The following is a 19,085-nucleotide window of genomic DNA, read 5'->3' as shown; positions in this document are numbered from 1 at the left end:
GTTGCCAGATTTAAGTATTTTATAAAGCTTTATCTTATTCAACTCTAAGTTGTTTAAGGTAAAGCTTTTTTTTTGCCTACTAACTATTGATTTTAACTGAATAGGATTACATAGCCTTTTTTTCTATGATTTTATAGGAAAAGGATTTTATGACCGTATTCATGGAATCTCATGCCTTTTCTCTTTTAAATCTATTCTTTTTTAAGATAAATATGAAACCATTTCACTATTCACTATTCACTATTCACTATTCACTATTCACTATAACTCAGTTATTTCCCAATGATCATACCCATTGTAAATCTTAATGAATATTCATTTTTAAAATTATTCTCTTCTTCCCAGTGTATTTTTGGCTCAAGTTTGAAATAAAGCCATTTTCTTGTTTTATGTTTATATTCTATTCCAAAATCATAATCTTTTACTTTCATATTTGAATTGTCATTATTTGTATTTATTGAAACTCTATATTTAAGAGTCTTTTTATAAGATAGTTTGTGATTAAGTTCAAGAGCATTAATAAACTTACTTATTTTATCTTTATCATCCCATCTATAAGTATTTGTATTCTTTAGATTAAGATGAAAGTTAATATTTCTTTGTAAAGATAAAGTACTTATAGTATGGAAATCAGAACTTTTATTAAATTGAATTTCTTCTTTAAAATTACTTTCCCAAAGATTAGAATACACTTTTTTAATTTTTACTCTAAGATATAAATAGGGCTTATTATTAATTTTTAAACCCCCTTTGACTTTTATTCTTGTATGCTTTGTAGCCTTTTTTACTAAAGGTGCTTTTTTATTAATAGAAGAAATATCCTTATTTTCTGTATCTTTTTTAAAATTGTTATGAAAAACATAAGAGAGTTTTTTTTCAAGTAATGGAAAATCAAAACGATAGGAAAAAAAACTTCCTAGTTTATTTTTATCATTGTCTTTGATATCGTAATACGTCTCTAAATGTATACTTGAATTTTGAAACATATCTGTACTTTTATTTCCTGTGATTTTTTCATCCATCTTTTTAGTATATTTATTTAAAAATAAGTATATGTTAGCAATTTTTTTTTCAACTTTATTTATTGAACTTGAATTGTTTGTATCTTCCTTCGCTTGGACGGTATGTAAAGCAAAACAAAAAATAGGTAAAACTAAGCAAAGGATAATTCTGAGTAAATTATTCATAATTAACTCCTAGTCTTATATATATAATCACATGATTTCACTTAATACTTTAATAAGGATAAGAAGTAGTTTTTAAAATAATTATTTGTATTATTCATATTGATTATATTAGTAAATAATATAAAGTTTTAATTAATAAATATATTTAGAGGACGGTATAAGGTATGTTATAGCAAATGATAAATTCTTTTCTTAAAAAATACACTAATTATTTTATTAAGAATTATAAAAAAGTAAGCTAATATTATAGATACAAGAAGAAAATAAAACCATCTATCTTAAGCTAAAAGATTCTGATTCTAGTATCAATTATTTTAAATTTAGTTGTATTAAATGTTTAGTACAACTAAATTTTCAAAAGCAAAGGAAAATAAGTGAGATATTTAAGATATAGAAAAAATAATGAAACTAAACCAGGAGTAGAGGTTGCTGGTATAATCTATGATATAAGTAATTTAGTTAGTGACATAACAAATAAAACAATAGAAAATTTGTTAAAAAAAGAAATAGATGTAAGCACTTTAAAGAAAGTAGATGCATATGATAAATTAGAAGTTCCTATTGATGGAATTAAAAAAGTAATTTGTATTGGGCTTAACTATGAAGATCATGCAGAAGAAACAGGTATGAAAATTCCTTCTGAGCCAGTAGTGTTTATGAAAGCTACTTCTTCAATTGTAGGCCCAAATGATGATGTTGAAATTCCAAAGAATTCTACTAAAACAGATTGGGAAGTTGAATTAGGTGTGGTTATTGGAAAACGTGCTAAATATATTAAAGAAGAAGAGGCTTATGATTATATAGCAGGGTATACCATTGTAAATGATGTGAGTGAGAGAGAATTCCAACTTGAAAGAGAAGGACAATGGACTAAAGGAAAAAGTCATGATACTTTTTCTCCCATTGGACCCTATATAGTTACTAAAGATGAAGTAGGAAATGAAGATAATTTAAAAATGACATTACATGTTGATGGCAAACTTTTTCAAAATGGTTCTAGTGCTACTATGTATTATAAAGTTCCTTTTATTATTGCTTATTTATCTAAGTTTATGACTTTAGAACCTGGAGATGTTATTTCAACAGGAACGCCCCCTGGTGTTGGGTTTGGACAAAAACCACCAATATATTTAAAAGGTGGGCAAACCATGGAACTAAGTATTGAAAAACTAGGTTCTCAGAAACAAATAACAGTAACATTATAATTTAATCTTAAAATTAAGTCATTCAATAGATAAGAATTTTAAATAAATTTAATCACATTAAATAAAAAGCCCTAAAATTTGGAAAAATACGAAAATTTTTGACATAAAATGAAATTATTATTATAGAATAAGTCAAAATAGAAAAAAGACTTATTTAAAGGCGAGATATGAGAAAAATTATTATAGTGGGTGCAAGTTATGCAGGTCTTTATGCTGCAAGAAAACTTTCATCTTCAAGTGATGTCGAAGTTTTATTATTTGATAAAAATGCTTATCACTACATTCAAGTTGAAGCATATGGCTATGTATCAAGTGTGTACAAGAAATCTGATGTAACAACAAATACAAAAGAATATATAGAACGATTAAATAAAAACGTGAAGTTTTATGAAAACTCTGTTCTTTCTTTTGATGCCGACAAAAAAACAATTACTACAGATGCAAATGAAGAATTTTCTTACGATAAATTAATTATTGCAACAGGTTCTTTAACAAACTTTCCTCCACAAGTTCCTAATATTGAAAAATACTCAAGAGGAATTAAAACCTTACAAAGAGCAAGTGAAGTGGAAAAAACATTTTCTGATATTTTAGCAAAAGCTAAAAATAATGACAGTGATGAAAAAACAGTTTACAATATGGCTATTGGTGGAGCTGGACTTTCAGGTGTTGAAATAGCAGCTGAAATGGCTAATTTAATTAAAGAATCAAATATTAACAGAAGTAAGTTTGAACTTAATATTATTATTGTTGATGGAATGAAAACAGTACTTCCTGGAATGGATGAACGTTTGGTTTCTTCTTGTCATAAACGATTAGAAGACTTAGGTGTTCAAATTCACTTAGGATCTTTTATTAAAGACGTGGATGAAAACAAAATTTATTTAATGAATGATGTTGTTATTGATTATGATTATTTTGTTTTTACAGGTGGAGTAAAAGCTATTACAATTCCATCTTCTAAAGAACATGAAGTAAATAGAATGAATCAGTATATACTTAATGAATCTTTACATTTAAAAGATGAAGAAGATGTTTATGTTATTGGTGATGCAGGAGAAATGGAGCTTGATGGCAAATACTATCCTCCCACAGCACAAATTGCAATTAAATCAGGAGAGTTTGTAGCTTCTTCAATTCTAAACAATACTAAAGATGCTTTTACTTTTAAATCAGCTGGTGTATTAGTTGCTTTAGGGGGGTCGTTTTCAATTGGGCTTGCAAATGACAAATATTATGTTACTGGATTTATCGCGAATATGATGAAGAAAGTAGTAACAAAAATGCATAAGAATAAATTTAAATAACTATAAGGAGAAGAATTTTCTTCTCTTTTATTTTTCACTTCTTTTAAATACTTCTCAATTTTTACTGTTTATAATAATATTATTTCTGGATAGTTAAGCTTGAGTATTAAAATAAGTATTTTTGAGCAAAAAAAAAGGATTGCAAAACTGCAATCCTTTTATCGGATAATACCGAAGCATAGAAGGAAAGAAGACTACAGTCTTGCTTCGTATCTTCTAAGCATATATAATTTTTTAAGAGCTTTTTTCTTCGCATTAATTTTTTGTTTCTTACGCTTTTCAGTCATGGGTTCAAAAAATCGTCTAGCTCGAGTTTCTGTAACAATAAGATTTCTATCACATTGTTTTTTAAATCGTCTATACGCTTCGTCAAAAGATTCACTATCTTTAACTTTAATTCCGGGCACTAAAATCACCCACTTTCTTTTATAGATTTTGATTGAAATCATATTTAAAACTTGCTTAAGTCTTATTAAATTGAAGAAAAATTAATATTTTGATATAATAAATCAAAATAAACATCGAAGAATAGGACATAATAGTGAATTTAACTCATTTAGATGAAAATAACCGACCTAAAATGGTTGATGTGGGTTCTAAAGAAGAAACATCAAGAGTTGCTATTGCTTCTGGGACTATAACAATGAGCCAAGATGCGTTTGATGCAATTGTTAATAATACAGGAAAAAAAGGCCCTGTTATCCAGACTGCAGTAATTGCAGCTATTATGGGGGTTAAAAAAACATCAGAATTGATTCCTATGTGTCATCCTTTATTATTAAGCGGAATATCTTGTGATATTGAAGAATTAGCATCTCTTCCAGGTTTTAAATTGTTTGTTACTGCCAAATTAAAGGGGCAAACAGGTGTTGAGATGGAAGCATTAATGGGAATATCCATTGGCTTATTAACTATTTATGACATGGTAAAAGCCATTGATAAATCAATGATTATTTCAAATGTACAGCTTGAAAAAAAATCTGGTGGAAAAAGTGGTGATTTTTCAAGAAAGAATTTAGAAGGAAATATATAGTGGTAGATTTAAATAAAGAAAAATTAAAATTAGATTATCCTTGTTCTTGGGCATATAAAATTGTTATTTTACAAGAAGATAATGCGAAAAAAATAGTAAAAGAAGTATTAGAGGGGCGAACACATACTTTAGAAGCCTCAAAAACAAGTAAAAAAGGTAAATTTGCATCCTTTAATATTGATCTAATTGTGCATAATGATGAGGACAGAACATATTTATATGAAAGATTAGGTAAACATAAGCAAATTAAAATGGTTTTATAAGAAATAATTTTATACAATATGCATTATGAATAGAAGAAATTTTTTAAATCAAGCAAAACTCCTTACTATTACTACACTTAGTAGTACAATAGCAGCTCCAATTTTAATGGCAGATGTTAAAATAATCACGCCTAATGATTCAATTGGACAAACCTTAAACAATCAGCACAGCGATATCTTTTTACCAGGTGAATATCAAAAAGCACTTAAAAGCTTACGATATAAGTTAAAAATGGTGCAAAGACATGTTGGTTATGGAAACTTTAATATCCTATCTTTTGATGATATGTTGTTTATTGGAAGAAACTACTCTAAAATAGGAAAATTTACAAAATTGGAGCTTGAATTTATTGAGTCCATTTTTTATTATGATCCCAGAGTACATGGTTTTTATGGCGATAGAATAACCTATTCTTTAACTGATAAAATTTATAAAAAAGCCTTATATAAAGTCCCAAGAACAGGTCATTATTTGTATAAAGGTAAAACCCTAGAAGCGTATAATCATATGAAAAAAGACATTGGAAACTCAATTATATTAACTTCAGGTGTACGATCTGTTGTAAAACAATTAAAGTTGTTTGTTGATAAATTGTATTCAAAAAAAGCCAACTTATCGTTGACTTCACGATCAATTGCTCCTCCTGCTTTTACTTATCATTCTATTGGAGATTTTGATATTGGTAAAAAAGGTTTTGGTTATGCAAATTTTACGGCACGTTTTGCTTTAACAGATGAATTTAGAGAAATGAAAAAATTAAAATATATTGACATGAGATACACTGTTAATAATAAAGATGGAGTGAGATATGAGCCTTGGCACATTAAAATTATTTAGACTGGCCCTGCTTGCAGTATTTACACAATGTTTATTTGCAAATACTTTACCTGATTTTGAGCTTATTAAAAAAGGACAACAAGACAATAATACTTTATTAATAATTGGTGGAATCCAAGGGGATGAACCAGGTGGTTTTATGTCTGCTTCTTTAATAGCAACACATTATACTATTACAAAAGGCTCTGTTTGGGTTGTTCCTAATTTAAACTTTGATTCTATTATTAAACGTTCACGCGGACGTTTTGGTGATATGAACAGAAAATTCTCAAACCTTTCAGAAAAAGACCCAGATTTTGCTAATGTTGAAAGAATTAAAAATATAATTCAACAAAATGATGTAAAAATGATTATTAATTTACATGACGGAAGTGGATTTTACAGAAAAAAATACATTGATAATATGCATTCTCCTAGACGATGGGGACAAAGTGTTATTATTGATCAAACAAAAATAAAAGTTGAGAAATACAATAATTTACTAGAAATTTCTAATAGAATTACAAAATCAATTAATAAAAACCTTATAAAAAAAGAGCATTATTACGAAGTAAGAAATACAAAAACTAAAGACGGCGATATAGAAATGGAAAAATCTTTGACCTATTTTGCTATTAATAGAGGAAAATCTGCTTTTGCAAATGAAGCGAGCAAGTCTCTTCCTGTGCATCAACGAACATATTATCATTTATTAGCATTAGAAGAGTATATGGCCGTTATGGGTATTGAGTTTACACGAAATTTTAAATTACAAGGCCGTGCTTTAAAAAATGTTATTGATAATGATATTTCTATTTCCTTTCATGATAATAAAGTGCAATTGCCTTTATCAAAAATAAGAAATATTATTAAATATTTTCCTATTAACAAAGATGGAATACTAAAATTTAAAGCAAGTAATCCTTTAATGACAATTGTTAAAAAAGACAATATGTATGCTATTCATTATGGGAACAGACGTGTTGCTAGATTAATTCCTGATTATTTGGAGATTGATGACATTAATAACTTTGTTGAAGTAAAAGTTGATGGCATTAAAAAAGAAGTTAAACTAGGTACTTTACTTTCTGTTACAAAAAATTTCTATATCTTTCCACAAGATGATGTTCGTGTAAATATTATTGGTTATTCAAGAAAAAATGTTAAAAACGAATCGGGTATTTCTGTTTCAAAAAATCAAATAATGAGAAAGTTTTCATTAGATAAACGTGGTAAAATTTTTAGAGTTGAATTTTATAAAGAGAAAAAATTTGCAGGAATGTTATTGGTACATTTTAATAAACGGAAGCAAAAAGCTATTGCATTTAATAATACGAATGAAAGAGCTTCTTTAATTATTAAATAAAATGAATAATACCAAAGGTATTATTCACATAATTCTTTTTTAATTTTTTCTTGATTGATTTTTTTCTTTAAAGCTTTAAGTACTTCTTCTACTCTATCAAGCTCAATTCTTACTTCTTTTGCTATGTCTTCTTTTGAAAGTCCATTTCCTTGTGCCACAAAAACTTTAAATTCTTTTTTTGTTAGTTTTCTTTTTAAGGTTTCAATTAACGCTTCTTCTTCTTTTAAATCTCCAACTAATTTCTCAATTAGGGACCGAACTTCTTTTCTATAATTCATAATACTATCCTTTTATCCACGTACTTAAGTTATCTATATCACTATAAGATGTTAAATCCAAATGACAAGGAGAGACTGAGACGTAGTTTGCTTTAACTGCTTCAAAGTCACAATCTTTATTCTTGCTTTCTTTCCAAGATAAAGGGTGTGCTCCAATCCAGTAATATTCTTTCTCTCTTGGATCTAAATGTTTATGCGTAATATGACCATAATTTCTATGTCCTACTTTGGTAATTTTAATACCTTTGCATTCATTTATATCAATAAGCGGAATATTAACATTTAAAAACTTTCTGCTTGCTAAGGGAAATTGCCCTTCAAGTATTTTTTTCGCAAGTTTTTGTATGGTATCTTTTGCTAATGCATAGTTAAAACCTATTTTTAGGGATTTATAACCATCTGTAAATACCTGTGAAATTGATATAGCTGGTATGCCTTGAAGCACTGCTTCCATAGCACCTGCAGCTGTTCCTGAATAGGTAATATCTTCTCCCATATTTGAGCCAATATTAATACCAGAAATAACCAAATCAGGTCTGTTTTTGTCTGTAAATAAATTATTCAAAGATACAAAAATACAATCTGTTGGTGTTCCATCATCCATTTTATAAAAATCTTTTTCTATTTTAATCATACGCAGTGGTTTATCCAAAGTAAGGGAATGCCCACAAGCAGATTTATTCTTAGCAGGTGCAACTATTGTTAGTTTTGCTAGTGGGCTTAAGGCTTCTATTAAGGCACGTAAGCCAGAAGCATCAAACCCATCGTCGTTTGTAATTAATATATGTTTCATTCTATTATATAAGCTCCCTTGAGTGATTTGATCATGTTAACAACATTTGAGTGGACTTTAAAACCTGATTCTAGCTCAATATCGCCTAATTTTGATTTTACTAATATTTTCAAGTCTCTTTTCCCTTGATTGTGTGCAATTATTTCAAATAAATCATAAATAATTTTATCAGAGTGTGCAAATTCAACTGCTATATGTAAAGGTGGTTCAGCAATAACTTTGGCTTTTACTTTTAGTTTTTCTTTTTTTGCATCTCTTAGGGTCTCAATTTTTCTTAAAGATATTCGTGTGAACATTTCATCTTTTTGAATTTTTACTTTAAATGCTATGGGTTCTTCTAAATCAAAATCTTCTTTTAATTCTTTGATTTTATCTTCAAACATCATCAATTCAATATTTCCATGTAAATCCATAATCGTTACAATAGCAAACTTATTTCCTTTTTTGGAAATTCTTTCATTAATGGTTTCAACTTTTCCAACAAATAAAGCTTCACTTCCATCTGCTATTTCATCAATTTCAGAAGATAGGGTATATTTTATTTGTGAGAGTTGTTCTCTGTATTCATCTAAAGGGTGTCCTGATACATAAAATCCCAAAGAGGCTTTTTCAAATTCAAGAATTTCTTTTGCAGAGTATTCTTCTAAAGGTTCAAGATTAATATCCATTCTAGTAATTTCTGCATCGTCTCCAAATAAAGAACCCACTGCTTGTTTTTTCGCTTTCATTGAGTTTTTTACTGTTTCAGAAATTAATTCAATTTGTTCAATCATTGAACGTCTTGTAATTCCAAAACAATCAAATGCACCTGATTTAGAAAGAGCTTCAATAACTCTTTTATTTACTTTACTTCCATCAATTCTTGAAATAAAATCAGATAAATCCTTAAAATCTCCTCCTTCATCTCTTGCCTCGATAATGGACTTAATCGCTACATCTCCAGCACCTTTTAGTGCTCCCATTCCAAACATTACTACTTCTTTTTTATCGATTCTAGTTGCTGAAAATACCAAATACGATTTGTTAATATCAGGTGGAAAAAGTTCAATCTTTAATCGTTTTACTTCATCCACATATTTTACAACTTTATCCGTATTGTCTTTTTCTAGGGTTAATAATGCTGCCATAAATTCAGTAGGGTAATAGTTTTTTAAATAAGAAGTGTAAAAAGTTACCATGGCATATGCAGCTGAATGCGATTTATTAAATCCATATCCTGCAAACTTAACAATTAAATCAAATAGTTCTTCACAGTGTTCTTTGTTATACCCTTTTTTAACGCCACCTAAAGCAAACTCACCTTTTAATCTGGCCATCTCTTCAACAATTTTTTTACCCATAGCACGCCTAACTAAATCCGCCCCACCAAGGGAAAAACCACCAATAGTTTGTACAATCTGCATTACTTGTTCTTGATATACAATTACTCCATAAGTAGGCTCAAGGATAGGTGTTAAGGGTTCAGTAAATTCATCGTAAAAATAATCAATTTTAGCCCGTCCGTGTTTTCTGTCAATAAAATCATCCAACATTCCGGACTCCATAGGACCTGGTCTGTATAAAGCAAGTACGGCAATAATATCTTCAAAATTATCGGGTTTTAAGCGTTTACATAAATCTTGCATACCATCTGATTCTATTTGAAATAAACCAATAGTATTTCCTGTTTGAATTAACTCATAAACACCTTTATCATTTACATCTGCACGTAAAAAATCAATTCGTTTCCCATGTCTTTTTTCAATTAGTTTATTGGCTGCTTCAATTACTGTTAGGGTTTTTAATCCCAAGAAGTCAAATTTAATTAAATCCACATCCTCAACATATTTTCCATTGTATTGGGTTGCTAGCGTATCTAGGCCTGAGGGTTTAAATAAAGGCGTTTTATTCCATAAAGGTTCATTCGAAATAACAACACCAGCAGCATGTGTTCCTGCATTTCTGTTTAAACCTTCAAGAGCAAGAGCAAGTGTCCATACTCTTTGTGCTTGAGGATCTGAATCACAGAGCTCTTTAATCTTTGGTTCTTTTTTATAAGAATCTACAAGATTAATTCCAAGTTCATCAGGAATAAGTTTTGCCATAGCATCTGCTTTGGAATAAGGCATATCTAAAACCCTAGCAACATCTCTTATTACTCCTTTTGCAAGAAGTTTTCCAAAAGTAATAATTTGAGCAACATTAGCCCGTCCATATTTTTGAACCACATAATCAATAATCTCTCCCCGTCTTGCTTGACAGAAATCCATATCAATATCTGGCATAGATATTCTCTCAGGATTTAAAAATCTCTCAAATAAGAGCCCATAAGGCATAGGATCAATATCGGTAATCTCAAGTGAGAATGCAACCAAGGAACCAGCAGCTGATCCCCTTCCAGGGCCTACTGGAATATCCATTTCTTTTGCAACAATAACAAAGTCCCAAACAATAAGCATATACCCTGGGAATTTCATATTATTAATAATATCTATTTCAACTTGTAAACGGTCTTTATATTCTTGATGTTTTTTTTCATCTACAATCAATAAACGTTTATCTAACCCTCTCCAACACTCATCAATAAATAAAATTTTATCGTTTTCAAGCGAGTATTCAATATCGGGTTCTGGCAATACAAGTGAATGAACTTCTGCTTTATCTCTTGTAAATTTAAAGTTAGGAGGGGTTGGATCTCCTAGTTTTATGGTTAAATTACACTTATCCGCAATTTCTTGTGTAGCATGTATAGCTTCTGGAATATCAAAGTACAATTGTGCCATTTGTTCGGGTGTTTTTAAATAAAACTCATGAACACTGTGTCTTAATCTGTTGGGATCATCAAAAAGTTTATTCATAGCAATACACATAAAAGCCTCATGTGCTTCTGCATCTTTTTGTTCTGAGTAATGTGTATCATTGGTTGCAACAACTTTAATACCTGTTTCTTTTGCAATTCTTAAAATAGGATCATCAATAAAATGTTGATCAGGAATTCCATGCCGCATAATTTCTAAGTAAAAATCATCGCCAAAAATATCATGGTATTCTAGGGCAATTTCTTTTGCTCTTTCATAACCTTTTGCTCCATTTTTTAGGTTTCTTTCACTATTGGTATTTAAATGCCAAGAAATCTCTCCTTGTAAACACGCAGCCGAACAAACAAGTCCTTCTGAGCGCTCACGTAAAAGTTTTTTGTTAATACGTGGATAATAATAAAAACCATGCATATAAGCTTGTGAGGTTAAATACATTAGGTTTTTGTATCCTACTTCATTTTTTGCATATAAACAAAGATGGAAGCGTTGTCTGGTCGATTTATCATCAATTTCATCTGCGTTATGAATATAGGCTTCCATTCCAATAATTGGTTTAACACCTACTGCATTCATTGCATTGTAAAAATCAATGGCTCCAAACATATTTCCATGATCTGTCATAGCAACAGAAGTCATTCCCATTTCTTTTACTTTTTTTGCAAGCACTTTTATTTTATTGGCACCATCGAGTAAAGAATACTCAGTATGTAAATGTAAATGTGTAAATTGAGGTATATTTGACATGATAAATCTTTTGAATTATTTTTATATTATCGCGATTATATCTAAGAAAGAATTAAAATAAAAGCTAAAAAAATACTTACTTTAAAAGCTAAGTAAGTGTTAATTATTTATCTCTATAATCTTTTAAAAATTTCTTTAATTGATTTTGTGCTTCTTTGTATCCAAGGGCATAACAAGGCTCAATATCTTTAAAACTTAAAATTTTATACTTATTTAATTTTAAAGAAGTAAAATAATAATCACTGTTTTCAATTGCTGTAATCATATTTTTACTTACATGCCTAAAAATCTTTTTACGAAGATATTTAACAGGATTAAGATAAAGACTTTTTTTATTTTCTGATTTTGGAAACACATTGGATGAAAAAACACTAAAGTTTTTATTAAAAAAAGGTTTTGCCGCAAGATTATCAATAAAACCTCCATCAATGAGTTGCATTTTTTTATAGCTTATGGGTTTAAATATAGGAATTAGAGCAGATGATGCCATACATAAATCTATGATATTACCTTGGGAAAAATAGTGCATTCTTTTTCCTATGATATCGTAGGCATTTATATAAACTTTTTGTGATAAATCTTCAAGCTTCTCAACAGGCAAAAGCTCATTAATAATTTTATTATTATGGTCAATCTTTAGTAAACCCCTTTTAAAATAATTGAATTTTAATGCTTTTTTAATTTCTTTTGATTTGAAAATTTTAAATTGTTCTTTTGCACTTACTCCACTGGCATGAGAACAAGCAATAATACTTCCAATAGAGGTCCCTGAATAGGCTTCTATTTTAATATTCTCTTCTTCAAAAAAATGCAACATTCCAAGATGAAATGCTCCTTTTGCTCCTCCCCCACTTAATACCAATGCCAATTTCATATTTGTGAATCCTTTTGCTTATTATAAGTTTTTTAGTAAAAAATTCACTTAATTCTGTCACTAAAAAAGAAATATAACTTTCTAGCGTATAATTTGTCGCTTTTCATGAGTTTATAAGTTACATTTAAATAAAATTTATAAATTATCACTTTAAGGGATTTTCATGATTAAACTTATTAAGCAAGCTAGTTTTGCTCTTATTGCATCTACTTTGTTATTAAGCACAGGATGTGCCTATCAACAGCCAATGGATACGTCTCCATCAAATACTGATGAACCAACAGTTAACAAAGCAATAAAAGGCGAAATACTAAAAGTAAATCGTGCTAAAAAAAGAATGGAAGTATCTAATGATATGTCTACTCATGTAACAAGACAAATTTCTTTAGAACAAACAATTACATCATTAGCAACCCAAATGATGCAAAACAAAAAGTTTAACAGTTTTAAACCTGTACTAATTACTTCTTTTGTAAGACTTGATAACTTCAAAAAAACCACAGAATTTGGTAGAGTTATTGGCGAGAGTTTAATCAATGAATTATCAAACAGAAATTTTAATGTTATTGAATTTAGAGGACAGTTAGCTGTATCTATTAATGCCGAAGGTGAATATTATATTTCAAGAAATATTAAAAAACTAAAAGATAAAATTGAAAATACCTATGTAGTAGTAGGAACATATTCAAGACAATTCGAAAAAATCATGTTAAATGCAAGAGTAATTGATAATGAAAGTGGAAGAATTATTTCAAGTGCAAGAGCTACTTATGTTCATGGTTTAAGAAATGATTGTGTACTTTTTAAAGATTGTAAACCTGCTAGAAAAATTTCTATTGTTAAAGAATAAATAAGTGAATATAAATATACCCGCTTTTAAGACGTATTTTTTAATAATTGTAAGTATATTTATATTAAGTTCTTGTACTACGACTGTACCTAATGTATTTAATAAGTATTCGTGGTCTACTGATTTTCAGGCCCTTACTGATGAATTAGTAGAAAAATCTCTAAAAAGAATTAAAAAGAACGTAACACGTTCAGAAGTTGTACTGGTTTCTGATTTTGTAAACCTCTCAAAACTTGAAAACCCTTCAAAACTTGGTTTTGTATTATCAGAATCCCTGAAAAATACCCTATCTTCACAAGATATCATTATCAGACAAGTTGAATTTGGAAGAGATTTTACCATTGGGAAATATGGTTTTAACATGTTAAGTAGAAATTCGACTAAGATTTTAAAAAATAATATAAGTACGGCATCTTTTGCTCTTGTTGGTACGTATACCGTTACTAGCAAAAAATTGTTATTATTTGTAAAATTAATTGATATTGAAACAGGTTATATCTTATCTTCATCAAGTTTAACCACACGTTTAACAAAAGAGATTCATGAACTAGAAAGAGTTCCTAAACAACGTGTATCTTATGCACCTATGGTTTTATAAGATTTCTTGAATTAAAAACTGTGTATTGCATCTTCCTCTAAATTCATTTTTATTTAAAGATACAATGAAAGAAACACTTTTTCCTTCAAGTTTTGTTTCCCCAAATAAAATAGCTTCATAATAAAATCCAAAACTTTCTAAATATAATTTTAAGTGAGATTTGTCTTTTCCAAAGATTTCTTTTTTAATAATATTTGCATTACTTACTGTAAATATTGGTTTTAAATTATCTTGGCCGTAAGGTTCATAACGCTCAATTACATTCAAAAAATCCATAGATACACTTGAAACATCAAGTTCCCCTAATGTTTTTGTATTAATATACAGTTCTTCATCATAGTTATTAATGTTGAGATTCAAGTTTTTTCTAAATTCTTCTAAGTTCTCTTCTTTTAAAGCCATTCCTGCTGCATTCTTATGCCCACCAAAACCAAGAAGCAGATCAGAGGTAGTAGAAATCAGGGTATGTAAATTAATTTCACTGTTGGCTCTTGCACTGCCTTTTGCAATGCCGTTTGTAATAGAAAAAACAAAAGCAGGACGCTTAAAAGCATGGCAAAGTTTTGAAGCTACTATTCCAATTACACCTTCATGCCAGTTTTCATTCCAAACAACAATAACCTTATCATTTTTATTTACTTGACGTACTGCTTGATTGTTTATCTCATTTTGCAGTACTTTTCTTTGGTTATTCAGTTCGTTTAAATAATCCAAGTTATTTTGCGCGCTAAAAGTATCCGGAGATAAGAGAAATTCTAAAGCAATAGAAGCATCTTCTAATCTTCCTGCTGAATTTAGTTTAGGAGCTATAAAAAAACCAACATCATCAGAAGTATAAACTGTTTTATTTAAAGATTGTTTGAGTTGGAGTAAAGCAGGGCGTTTAGAATTTTTGAATTTTTGAAGACCAAATTTAACCATGGTATAATTAAGGCTATTCATAGGCATGATATCTGCAATAATTGCAATACATAAAATATCCATAAAAGAACTCATATCTACATTTAAATCAAGCTCTTTTTTAATAGCTGCGCAAAAATACCAGGCAATTTGTGCTCCGCAAATATCTTTAAAAGGGAAATTACAGTCTTTTTGTTTGGTATTAATTATTGCTAAAGCTAAGGGTATTTTATCTCCTACTGTATGATGATCAGTAATAATTAAATCAATGTTTTTTTCTTTTAATAATACAGACGCTTCATAAGCAGAAATTCCGTTGTCAACGGTTATTACTAAACCTTCTTCTATTTGATCTACAATTTTAGGAGAAAGTCCATAACCATGTTTAAAACGATTGGGAATAATATAGTTAATAGGGTAAGAGATTGTTTTGAAAAAATCTACCATAATGGTAGTTGAAACAATTCCATCTACATCATAATCGCCTACAATAGTAATTGTTTCTTTATTCGTTATAGCTTCTTTAACTCTTTTTGTAGCTATTTTGATATCTTTAAAACTATCAGGTTTAGGGATATTTGAAAGTTTGGCATAAGGATTATTCTTATGCCTTTCTTCTAATAGAGCAGTTAAATGCTCAGATGTAATTTTTTGCATTAATTATTTTTAATTGCCTGTTTTACAAATTCTAAAATAATTGGATTAGGGTTTTCTAATCTTGAAGTAAATTCTGGGTGAAATTGAACTCCTACAAACCATGGATGATCGTTTAGTTCTATTGTTTCAATAAGTCCATCAGATTCTCCAGAAACAATCATTCCCTTTTCTTCAAAACGTTTTTTATAGGTAGGATTGGCTTCATATCTGTGTCTGTGTCTCTCAAAATAGGTACCATTGTTTCCATAAGCTTTTTGAATCAAAGTACCTTCTTTGGGATTAAATGGATATTCTCCTAAACGCATAGTTCCACCCATTGGAGATTCATGTGTTCGTATTTGCTTCATTCCTGTTTGGTCCATAAATTCATCAATTAAATAAATAATTGGATCAGGTGTTTCTTTGTCAAACTCAACTGAATTTGCAGTTTCTAAACCTAAAACATTTCTTGCAAATTCAATAAGTGCTAATTGCATACCCAAACAAATTCCTAAATAGGGAATTTTATTTTCTCTTGCATATTGAATGGCTTTTAATTTTCCTTCAACACCACGATGTCCAAAACCACCTGCCACTAATACTGCATCAGAGTTTCCAATGATTTCGTAAGCACCTTCATCTTCAATTCGCTCACTATCACACCAGTTAATAATAACTTTAGTATTGGTATGAGCTCCTGCATGGATAAGTGCTTCTGTTAAGGATTTGTAGGATTCTTTTAATTCTAAGTATTTACCAACAAAAGCAATAGTAATTTCATCTTGTGGTACCAAAATACGTTTAACCAAAGTATCCCATTTTTCCATATCTGGTTTAATTGAGATATTAAAATGATCTGCAAGGGGAGTTAATATACCTTCTTTTATAAAAGCTAAGGGAACTTGATAAATAGAAGGTGCATCTGCTGCTTCAATAACAGCATTGTTATCAATATCACAAGACATAGCAAGTTTTTTCTTTAAAGATTTAGGAAGACTTCTTTCTGTTCTACATACCAACATATGTGGAGTAATACCAATTCTTCTTAATTCTTGAACGGAGTGCTGTGTTGGTTTTGTTTTAAGCTCACCTGCTGCTCTTATATATGGAATTAGAGTTACATGTACATTCATAGTTCTTGTTTTATCAAGTTCATGTCTGATTTCTCTAATGGCTTCTAAAAAAGGCATACCTTCAATATCACCAACAGTTCCACCAAGTTCAACTATTAAAAAGTCATGATCATCACAAGCTCCAAAAATTCTTGCTTTGATTTCATCAACTACATGAGGAATAACTTGAATAGTTTTACCTAAGTATCCCCCTTGTCTTTCTCTTTTAATTACAGAAGAATAAACTTGCCCTGTTGTGAAGTTATTTTTTGCACCCAAGGTTACATCAATAAATCGCTCATAGTTTCCAACATCAAGGTCAGTCTCAGCGCCATCAGCTGTAACAAAAACTTCTCCATGCTCTAGTGGACTCATTGTTCCTGGATCAACATTTAAATAAGGATCAATTTTTAACATTGAAACTTTAAATCCTGATTGTTTTAAAATTGTAGCAATCGACGCTGACGTAATTCCCTTACCTAAAGAACTCAACACTCCACCTGTTACAAAAATAAATTTTGTCATGCACATACTCCATCAATTATTTAATTTATTTTAAACTCAAATTATTAAGTATAAGTATAGAATCTCATAATAGCCATACTTTATAATTCATGTTAAGTTTTAGAAATATTTTAATTCCCTAACTTTTTGAGTTAATTATTTCGCGATTATATCTAAACAAAGTTTAGAAAGATATTTACTATTAGGATTAATTCTTTTAACTATTAAGATTAAAAGAGACTTTTAATCTTAATTTTTTTTGAGTTTATCCGCTCTTGGATAAATAAAGACTGCTTTTCTAAGAACAGAGATATTCTTAGGATCATCAATTGCATATGCCCTTATTGTTACAGTTATAGGGGTGTCTTTTTCATAATTATTTACTAAACGTGCTTTTGTTGATAAAATTAGTACTTTTTTTATCAATTTTTTGGGACCCAGAGAAAAAGGTTTAAAACGTTTGATTACAATTTCATCATGATCAATAATTTCTAAGTTAAAAACATGTTTTTTATTTTGTGTATTTTGAAAAAGAAGTAAAAAGTTATTTGTCACTTCATTGTTGTCTTTTATTTTATATAACATGGTTGTTTTATTAATATTAAGTAACATATGTTCTTTTGTTCCACCCATAATTACAAGTGCAAACAATATTAAACTCAAGGCTACTGCATACATAATAGTTGCTTTTCTGAAGATCTTTGTTTTTTTGTCATTTACAATTTTATTGGTACTTGACCACTGTACTAATGAAGGTTTTCCTAGTTTTCCCATTACTGTGGTACAGGCATCAACACATTCTAGACAGTTGATACATTCAACTTGTGTTCCTTTTCTTATATCAATATGTGTAGGGCAAACGGTGACACATTTTTCACAAGTAGTACATTCATCTAGCTCAGAAGCAAAATCTTTTATATTGAAAATACTTTTTTCTAATTTGTCATTGTAAATTTGGCCTCCACGTTTATTTGAATAAATAGCTTGGTAGGTATCATCATCATATAAAACGGATTGTACCCGCGAATAAGGACACAAATAGGTACAAAAATCTTCTTTCAGTTTGACGATGTCATAAACTAAAAAAGCAGTAATCCCTAGCAATAAACCTATTAAAAAAACATGTTCAGAAGGATTTTGTAAATAAAGGAAAAAATCTTCTGGTGGAACAAAAAACCACAGCAAATCAGCTGCTGCTAATAATGAAAGTAGGGTCCAAAGGAAAATTCCAATAACTTTTTTTATTTTGTTTTTGTTTTTTGAATAATCGGCATCTTTTTGTTTGTTTTTAATGCGTTTTAATCCAAGAATTTTATCTTCAATTAAATCTCTGTATACAACCCTAAAGATTGTCTGGGGACAGGCCCATCCGCACCAAGCTCGCCCTCCAACAGTGGTAGCAGCAAAAATACCTAAAAATAATAACATGAGTAAAAAAGGAAGCATATAAAGTTCTTGCATATCAAATGCTATCCCCATAAGATGCAATTGTTTTTTGTCAAATGACAAGAGGAAAATATGATTGCCATTAATGGTAATGAAAGGAACAACGAGCGTAAGAACCGTTGCAAAAACATACATATAATAACGTTTTATTCTATATGAAGTTTTAATAAGTGTGTTTTTCATGAACAACCTTAAATTTAAATATTAATTATTGTAATTATAGTGTAATTAATTTTAAAAGTATATTTAATCTAAAAATATTTAACTAAATTTATATTATAAGTTTAAAATAAGTTAAATTACTTGATTGAAATCAATTTTAGACGCTTGCACACTTTTTACACATAAAATTATTATAATTTAAAAAATAAAAG

17 protein-coding genes are annotated in these 19,085 nt (G+C 29.2%); 8 read left to right on the top strand and 9 right to left on the bottom strand.

The window, feature by feature from the left end:
- Positions 1-272 precede the first annotated feature (272 nt).
- Entirely contained in the window at positions 273-1,187 is a 915-nt protein-coding gene (locus HRT41_14940; GenBank protein NQY25318.1) for a hypothetical protein, read from the bottom strand.
- 374 nt (positions 1,188-1,561) lie between these two features.
- Here HRT41_14940 and HRT41_14935 point away from each other — a divergent pair, with 374 nt between their 5' ends.
- Together HRT41_14935 and HRT41_14930 are read left to right on the top strand one after the other, a co-directional pair.
- On the top strand, positions 1,562-2,392 hold the full coding sequence (locus tag HRT41_14935; protein ID NQY25317.1) for a fumarylacetoacetate hydrolase family protein: 831 nt from the start codon (positions 1,562-1,564) through the stop codon (positions 2,390-2,392).
- A gap of 167 nt (positions 2,393-2,559) precedes the next feature.
- Positions 2,560-3,699, top strand: a complete 1,140-nt coding sequence (locus HRT41_14930; GenBank protein NQY25316.1) for an FAD-dependent oxidoreductase — start codon at positions 2,560-2,562, stop codon at positions 3,697-3,699.
- A gap of 194 nt (positions 3,700-3,893) precedes the next feature.
- Here HRT41_14930 and HRT41_14925 read toward each other — a convergent pair whose 3' ends face one another.
- Positions 3,894-4,106 (bottom strand): 30S ribosomal protein S21, encoded by a 213-nt coding sequence (locus tag HRT41_14925; GenBank protein ID NQY25315.1) that lies wholly within the window; start codon positions 4,104-4,106, stop codon positions 3,894-3,896.
- Positions 4,107-4,240: 134 nt separating this feature from the next.
- Between HRT41_14925 and moaC the strand changes: the two genes are divergently transcribed.
- Genes moaC through HRT41_14905 form a run of 4 tightly spaced genes read left to right on the top strand, consistent with a single transcriptional unit; the run spans position 4,241 to position 7,178 of the window.
- Positions 4,241-4,732 (top strand): cyclic pyranopterin monophosphate synthase MoaC, encoded by a 492-nt coding sequence (gene moaC / locus HRT41_14920; protein NQY25314.1) that lies wholly within the window; start codon positions 4,241-4,243, stop codon positions 4,730-4,732.
- Complete coding sequence (locus HRT41_14915) at positions 4,732-4,995, top strand: DUF493 domain-containing protein (GenBank protein NQY25313.1); 264 nt, start codon at positions 4,732-4,734, stop codon at positions 4,993-4,995. The genes moaC and HRT41_14915 overlap by 1 nt, the downstream gene beginning before the upstream one ends.
- A gap of 25 nt (positions 4,996-5,020) precedes the next feature.
- Positions 5,021-5,833 carry a D-alanyl-D-alanine carboxypeptidase family protein gene (locus HRT41_14910; GenBank protein NQY25312.1) on the top strand — a complete coding sequence of 271 codons (813 nt, stop codon included), beginning with the start codon at positions 5,021-5,023 and terminating at the stop codon, positions 5,831-5,833.
- On the top strand, positions 5,805-7,178 hold the full coding sequence (locus tag HRT41_14905) for a deacylase (protein NQY25311.1): 1,374 nt from the start codon (positions 5,805-5,807) through the stop codon (positions 7,176-7,178). Before HRT41_14910 ends, HRT41_14905 begins: the two co-directional genes overlap by 29 nt.
- Positions 7,179-7,198: 20 nt before the next feature.
- Here HRT41_14905 and HRT41_14900 read toward each other — a convergent pair whose 3' ends face one another.
- The 4 genes from HRT41_14900 to HRT41_14885 form a co-directional block, all read right to left on the bottom strand.
- On the bottom strand, positions 7,199-7,456 hold the full coding sequence (locus HRT41_14900; protein NQY25310.1) for a hypothetical protein: 258 nt from the start codon (positions 7,454-7,456) through the stop codon (positions 7,199-7,201).
- Between the two features lie 4 nt (positions 7,457-7,460).
- Positions 7,461-8,249 carry a 5'/3'-nucleotidase SurE gene (gene surE, locus HRT41_14895; protein ID NQY25309.1) on the bottom strand — a complete coding sequence of 263 codons (789 nt, stop codon included), beginning with the start codon at positions 8,247-8,249 and terminating at the stop codon, positions 7,461-7,463.
- The gene (dnaE, locus tag HRT41_14890) at positions 8,246-11,791 is read right to left on the bottom strand and encodes a DNA polymerase III subunit alpha (GenBank protein ID NQY25308.1); all 3,546 of its coding nucleotides are present in this window, start codon (positions 11,789-11,791) and stop codon (positions 8,246-8,248) included. The genes surE and dnaE overlap by 4 nt, the downstream gene beginning before the upstream one ends.
- Positions 11,792-11,894: 103 nt before the next feature.
- Positions 11,895-12,665: a patatin-like phospholipase family protein gene (locus tag HRT41_14885; GenBank protein NQY25307.1), complete on the bottom strand. Its 771-nt coding sequence runs from the start codon at positions 12,663-12,665 to the stop codon at positions 11,895-11,897.
- Between the two features lie 247 nt (positions 12,666-12,912).
- Here HRT41_14885 and HRT41_14880 point away from each other — a divergent pair, with 247 nt between their 5' ends.
- Together HRT41_14880 and HRT41_14875 are read left to right on the top strand one after the other, a co-directional pair.
- Entirely contained in the window at positions 12,913-13,515 is a 603-nt protein-coding gene (locus tag HRT41_14880; GenBank protein ID NQY25306.1) for a hypothetical protein, read from the top strand.
- A 4-nt stretch (positions 13,516-13,519) separates the two neighbouring features.
- Complete coding sequence (locus HRT41_14875) at positions 13,520-14,113, top strand: hypothetical protein (GenBank protein NQY25305.1); 594 nt, start codon at positions 13,520-13,522, stop codon at positions 14,111-14,113.
- Here the strand turns inward: HRT41_14875 and recJ are convergent.
- The 3 genes from recJ to ccoG all read right to left on the bottom strand — a co-directional run bounded on the left by recJ (position 14,108) and on the right by ccoG (position 18,894).
- Complete coding sequence (gene recJ, locus HRT41_14870) at positions 14,108-15,670, bottom strand: single-stranded-DNA-specific exonuclease RecJ (protein ID NQY25304.1); 1,563 nt, start codon at positions 15,668-15,670, stop codon at positions 14,108-14,110. The genes HRT41_14875 and recJ overlap by 6 nt on opposite strands.
- Positions 15,670-17,286 carry a CTP synthase gene (locus tag HRT41_14865; protein NQY25303.1) on the bottom strand — a complete coding sequence of 539 codons (1,617 nt, stop codon included), beginning with the start codon at positions 17,284-17,286 and terminating at the stop codon, positions 15,670-15,672. The genes recJ and HRT41_14865 overlap by 1 nt, the downstream gene beginning before the upstream one ends.
- Positions 17,287-17,514: 228 nt before the next feature.
- The gene (gene ccoG, locus HRT41_14860; GenBank protein NQY25302.1) at positions 17,515-18,894 is read right to left on the bottom strand and encodes a cytochrome c oxidase accessory protein CcoG; all 1,380 of its coding nucleotides are present in this window, start codon (positions 18,892-18,894) and stop codon (positions 17,515-17,517) included.
- Positions 18,895-19,085 lie beyond the last annotated feature (191 nt).

The sequence above is a fragment of the Campylobacteraceae bacterium genome (assembly GCA_013215945.1).
Classification (GTDB): domain Bacteria; phylum Campylobacterota; class Campylobacteria; order Campylobacterales; family Arcobacteraceae; genus NORP36.
Note: the sequence above shows the minus strand (reverse complement) of the source record. Positions and strands in the feature narration are given on the sequence as shown.

Coding starts and splice junctions, on each gene's coding strand:
- HRT41_14940 (NQY25318.1), bottom strand. CDS start 1,187: ATGAATAATTTACTCAGAATTATCCTTTGCTTAGTTTTACCTATTTTT.
- HRT41_14880 (NQY25306.1), top strand. CDS start 12,913: ATGGATACGTCTCCATCAAATACTGATGAACCAACAGTTAACAAAGCA.
- surE (NQY25309.1), bottom strand. CDS start 8,249: ATGAAACATATATTAATTACAAACGACGATGGGTTTGATGCTTCTGGC.
- HRT41_14905 (NQY25311.1), top strand. CDS start 5,805: ATGAGCCTTGGCACATTAAAATTATTTAGACTGGCCCTGCTTGCAGTA.
- HRT41_14910 (NQY25312.1), top strand. CDS start 5,021: ATGAATAGAAGAAATTTTTTAAATCAAGCAAAACTCCTTACTATTACT.
- HRT41_14930 (NQY25316.1), top strand. CDS start 2,560: ATGAGAAAAATTATTATAGTGGGTGCAAGTTATGCAGGTCTTTATGCT.
- dnaE (NQY25308.1), bottom strand. CDS start 11,791: ATGTCAAATATACCTCAATTTACACATTTACATTTACATACTGAGTAT.
- HRT41_14885 (NQY25307.1), bottom strand. CDS start 12,665: ATGAAATTGGCATTGGTATTAAGTGGGGGAGGAGCAAAAGGAGCATTT.
- HRT41_14865 (NQY25303.1), bottom strand. CDS start 17,286: ATGACAAAATTTATTTTTGTAACAGGTGGAGTGTTGAGTTCTTTAGGT.
- ccoG (NQY25302.1), bottom strand. CDS start 18,894: ATGAAAAACACACTTATTAAAACTTCATATAGAATAAAACGTTATTAT.
- HRT41_14900 (NQY25310.1), bottom strand. CDS start 7,456: ATGAATTATAGAAAAGAAGTTCGGTCCCTAATTGAGAAATTAGTTGGA.
- recJ (NQY25304.1), bottom strand. CDS start 15,670: ATGCAAAAAATTACATCTGAGCATTTAACTGCTCTATTAGAAGAAAGG.